The sequence below is a fragment of the Mesorhizobium sp. M7A.F.Ca.CA.002.15.2.1 genome (assembly GCF_003998715.1).
Classification (GTDB): domain Bacteria; phylum Pseudomonadota; class Alphaproteobacteria; order Rhizobiales; family Rhizobiaceae; genus Mesorhizobium; species Mesorhizobium ciceri.
The window spans coordinates 1-4,567 of sequence record NZ_RZPI01000463.1; the positions used below are offsets into that span (position 1 = coordinate 1).

Here is a 4,567-nt window from a genome sequence, read left to right on the forward strand (position 1 = left end):
ATGATCAGGAACAAGACAACGCTTTCGAGGCTGACCGTCCCGGTCACCGCGGCCCAGCCGATCACGGGCGGAATGGCACCGGCGGCCCCGCCGATGACGATGTTCTGCGGCGTCCAGCGCTTCAGCCACATCGTGTAGACGACGGCGTAGAAAAAGATGGTAAAGGCCAGCAGCGTCGCCGCCAGCCAGTTGACCAGCACGCCGAGCGTCATCACCGACAGCACCGACAGCACCAGCCCGAAGGTCAGCGCTTCGTGCGGCTGGATGCGACCGGCCGGGACCGGGCGGCTGGCGGTCCTGGTCATCACGGCATCGATGTCGGCATCGTACCACATGTTGAGCGCGCCGGAGGCGCCAGCACCTATCGCAATAGCCAGGATGGCGATCACCGCCAGCAGAGGGTTGATGGTCACGGGGGCGGCGACCAGGCCGACAAAGGCGGTGAACACCACCAGCGACATGACGCGCGTCTTCAGCAGCGCGAAGAAATCGCCCGCCGTCGCTTCCGACATGCGAAAGCCCGCTTCGTCAATCAATGGTCGTCGACAAGGGCCATGCGTACTTAAGTCCATCATCCGTTGGCCGAAACCGCCGGCGGACCGGCGGTTTCGTATTCGAGCGAACAGCCGCCTTACTTGATCTTCGGCAGCTGTTCCCACTGGTGGAAGGGCGGCGGCGAAGGCAGCTGCCATTCGAGCGTCGTTGCGCCCTCGCCCCATGGGTTGGCGCCGGCGATCCGCTTCTTCTGGAAGGCCTCGAACACGCCATAGAGGAAGATCAGGACGCCGACGGCCGAGATATACGAGCCGATGGACGACACATAGTTCCAGCCGGCAAACGCATCGGGGTAGTCGATGGTGCGGCGCGGCATGCCGGCGAGACCGAGGAAGTGCTGCGGGAAGAAGATCAGGTTCACGCCGACGAAGGTGACCCAGAAGTGGGTGTTGGCGATGACGGGCGAATACATGTAGCCGGTCATCTTCGGGAACCAGTAGTACCAGCCGGCGAAGATGGCGAACACCGCGCCCAGCGACAGCACGTAGTGGAAGTGGGCGATGACGAAATAGGTGTCATGCAGCGAGCGGTCGAGGCCGGCATTGGCCAGCTGGACGCCGGTGACGCCGCCGATGGTGAACAGGAAGATGAAGCCTAGCGCCCACAGCATCGGCGTCTTGAACGAGATCGACCCGCCCCACATCGTCGCGATCCAGGAGAAGATCTTCACGCCTGTCGGCACCGCGATGACCATGGTGGCGAAGACGAAATAGCGCTGCGTATCGAGCGACAGGCCGGTCGTGTACATGTGGTGCGCCCAGACGATGAAGCCGACGGCGCCGATCGCCACCATGGCGTAGGCCATGCCGAGATAACCGAACACCGGCTTCCTCGAGAAGGTCGAGATGACGTGGCTGATGATGCCGAAGCCCGGCAGGATCAGGATGTACACTTCAGGGTGACCGAAGAACCAGAACAGGTGCTGGAACAGGATCGGGTCGCCGCCGCCGTCGGGCGCAAAGAAGGTGGTGCCGAAATTGCGGTCGGTGAGCAGCATGGTGATGCCGCCGGCCAGAACCGGCAGCGACAGCAGGAGCAGGAAGGCGGTGATCAGCACCGACCAGGCAAACAGCGGCATCTTGTGCAGCGTCATGCCAGGCGCGCGCATGTTGAAGATGGTGGTGATGAAGTTGATGGCGCCGAGGATCGACGAGGCACCGGCAATGTGGATCGACAGGATCGCCAGATCCATGGCCGGCCCGGGCTGGCCCGAAGTCGACAACGGCGGATAAAGCGTCCAGCCGCCACCGACACCATAGGCACCCGGTGCGCTCGGCATGAACATCGAGGTGAGCAGCAGGATGAAGGCCGGCGGCAGCAGCCAGAAGGAGATGTTGTTCATGCGCGGGAACGCCATGTCGGGCGCGCCGATCATGATCGGGACCATCCAGTTGGCAAAACCGCCGATCAGCGCCGGCATGACCATGAAGAAGATCATGATCAGGGCGTGCGCGGTGGCGAAGGCATTGTACATGCTCTTGCCGCCGTCGATCGCGGCGTCACCGTTCATGCCGTAGACCATCTGCGCCAGACCGCTGAAGATCTGGATGCCAGGCTCCTGCAGTTCCATGCGGATGGCGACCGACAAGGCGCCGCCGATGATGCCGGCCATGATCGCGAAGATCAGGTAGAGCGTGCCGATGTCCTTGTGGTTGGTCGAATAAACCCAGCGCACCCAGCCGTGATAAGGCTTGTGGTCGTGCCCGTCGTGAGCTGCAGCGTCTGCCATGTTCCGCTCCGTTCCCTAAATCTTGCTAACCCGCGGCATCAGTTGCCGGCGGCCGCTACCTTGTTCTGGCCGTCGACCTCGGCCATCAGCGTCTTGTTGGCGCCGGGCAGATCGGTCTTGGCTGCCGCCAGCCAGGTCTTGAACTGCGCATCAGAGACGACGCGGATGGCGATCGGCATGAAGGCATGGTCCTTGCCGCAGAGCTGCGAGCACTGGCCGTAAAAAATACCTTCCTTCTCCGCCTTGAACCAGGTCTCGTTGGTGCGACCCGGAACGGCGTCGATCTTGATGCCGAACGACGGCATGGCGAAGGAGTGGATCACGTCGGTCGCGGTGACGAGCACGCGGGTCATGGTGTTGACCGGCACGACCAGCTCGTTGTCGACGGCCAGCAGGCGCGGGTAGACCTTGCGGTCCTCCTTGCCGGCAGCGGCGCGTTCGGCGTCCTGGAGGATCGCGGAGTTGAAAGAGAGCGTGTTGTCGGTCTGGTACTCGTAGTCCCAGTTCCACTGGTTGCCGGTCGCCTTGACGGTCAGCTTTGCTTCTTCCGGCGGCGTGTATTGCGCGGTCAGCAGCTGGAACGAGGGGATAGCGATGAGGAGCAGGATGACGACAGGTCCGATCGTCCAGATCAACTCGATCCACGTGTTGTGGCTGGTCTTGGACGGAACCGGGTTGGCGCTCGCGCGGAATCTGATGATGCAATAGGCGAGAAGAATCAGCACCAGGATGGTGATCGGGACGATGAACCACATTGTGTAGTTCCCGAACCACTCGATCTGCCGCATCATGTCGGTCGCCGGCGCCTGGAAGGTTGTCTCCCAGTTCTTGGGCTGGTCGGCATGGGCGGATGCGCCGGCGAAAAACGTGATAGCGGCACAAGCACTTAGAAACTTGGCACTTGCTGGAACCTTGGCGTTTGCCAGGAAATTTCTCATCGCCCTCATCGTCTCCCAGTTCCTCGCTGTGGTACCCACGAGAATAACGAACAATGCCGGGACGGGAATCCCGACAGTTTCAAGCTGGTTCAAACCATACTCTTTTTCCCTCCGCAAGAAAGGAGCGGACGAAACCGTGCGGCATTTTTGCGCGCAAGCCCGGATGTGCCTTTGGAGGCAGCCGCGGCAGCCCCGAATCGCCTACATTGAACCCACAGCGGCATTCCCGCGGCGCGCACGTGCCGAACGTCGCAATTCGGGCGAAATTGGCAGGGAAAAGCGCCGTATTGGCTTTTTCGGGGCAGACCTGGTGCGGTCTCGTCCTTTACTTGGCTTTGGCGCGGCTTAAAGTGCCGTGATTCGCAATGGAGCCGTCATGAATTACTGGCTTTCGAGAAACTCTCGGTTTTCGAGAAACTGGGCGAAGGTCATCTTTTTCGCCGCCCTGTCTGGCATCGGCTTGTCCGCGATCGTGTCCGGCACGGCGAACGCCGCGCAACCGAGCGGTACCGTTCGCTCGACGCATGGCGCATGGTCGATCATCTGCGACACGCCGGCCGGTGCCACCTCGGAACAATGCGTGATGATGCAGAACGTCGTCGCCGAGGACCGTCCGGAGATGGGACTGTCGGTCGTCGTGCTGCGCACCGCCGACAACAAGGCGGAGATCCTGCGCGTTCTGGCGCCGCTCGGCGTGCTTTTGCCCAACGGGCTTGGCCTCAATGTCGACGGCAAGGACATCGGTCGCGCCTATTTCGTGCGCTGTTTCCAGGACGGCTGCTATGCCGAGGTTATCCTCGAAAAGCCGCTTCTCGACACGCTGAAGACCGGCACGTCGGCCACCTTCATTGTCTTCCAGACCCCGGAAGAAGGCATCGGCATCCCGGTCGACCTCAAGGGTTTTGCCGACGGCTTCGCCGCCCTCCCCTGAAAGCCCGGCGACATCACCGGCTTCATCAACCAGAAGTGACGTCGACGGTCTGCTGGCAAACCGCTTTTGTCTTCACAATGCGGCTGAGCGATTGTCTCGGCGCACCTTCGCGCCTACATCGTGGCAAAGACCCATTCCTCCTGTGAACGGACGCGCCATGAACAGCCTGATCGGCCAATTCGACATTTCAGACGATCGCATCAAGCAGATCGTCGCCGAAACCATCAACGGCGCCGATGACGGCGAGCTGTTCCTCGAATACAGCGAGAGCGAAGCGCTGATGTTCGACAATGGCCGGCTGAAGACCGCCAACTTCAACACCGACCAAGGGTTTGGCCTGCGCGCGGTTGCCGGCGAAGCCAGCGGCTATGCCCATTCCAGCGATCTCTCCGAAGCTTCGCTGCTGCGCGCGGC

General features: G+C 61.8%; 5 protein-coding genes. 2 read left to right on the forward strand and 3 right to left on the reverse strand.

Features of this window, described 5'->3' with window-relative positions; translation table 11 throughout:
• The 3 genes from ENZ74_RS22715 to coxB form a co-directional block, all read right to left on the reverse strand.
• The coding region (locus ENZ74_RS22715; RefSeq protein WP_164761142.1) for a UbiA family prenyltransferase at positions 1-572 on the reverse strand (572 nt) is incomplete at its 3' end.
• 59 nt (positions 573-631) lie between these two features.
• Positions 632-2,284 carry a cytochrome c oxidase subunit I gene (gene ctaD, locus ENZ74_RS22720; protein ID WP_013532779.1) on the reverse strand — a complete coding sequence of 551 codons (1,653 nt, stop codon included), beginning with the start codon at positions 2,282-2,284 and terminating at the stop codon, positions 632-634.
• Between the two features lie 38 nt (positions 2,285-2,322).
• A complete protein-coding gene (gene coxB, locus ENZ74_RS22725; protein WP_032809847.1) occupies positions 2,323-3,339 on the reverse strand; it encodes a cytochrome c oxidase subunit II in 1,017 nt (338 codons plus the stop codon).
• A gap of 259 nt (positions 3,340-3,598) precedes the next feature.
• On the opposite strand from coxB, the gene ENZ74_RS22730 reads away from it, so the two are divergent.
• Positions 3,599-4,153: an invasion associated locus B family protein gene (locus ENZ74_RS22730; RefSeq protein WP_013532781.1), complete on the forward strand. Its 555-nt coding sequence runs from the start codon at positions 3,599-3,601 to the stop codon at positions 4,151-4,153.
• A 157-nt stretch (positions 4,154-4,310) separates the two neighbouring features.
• Positions 4,311-4,567: DNA gyrase modulator (locus ENZ74_RS22735; protein ID WP_281059719.1), on the forward strand; the 257-nt coding region annotated here is incomplete at its 3' end.

Bases quoted from the DNA above. Each gene is read 5' to 3' on its own strand.
- ENZ74_RS22730 (WP_013532781.1), top strand. From the start codon at position 3,599: ATGAATTACTGGCTTTCGAGAAACTCTCGGTTTTCGAGAAACTGGGCG.
- ctaD (WP_013532779.1), bottom strand. From the start codon at position 2,284: ATGGCAGACGCTGCAGCTCACGACGGGCACGACCACAAGCCTTATCAC.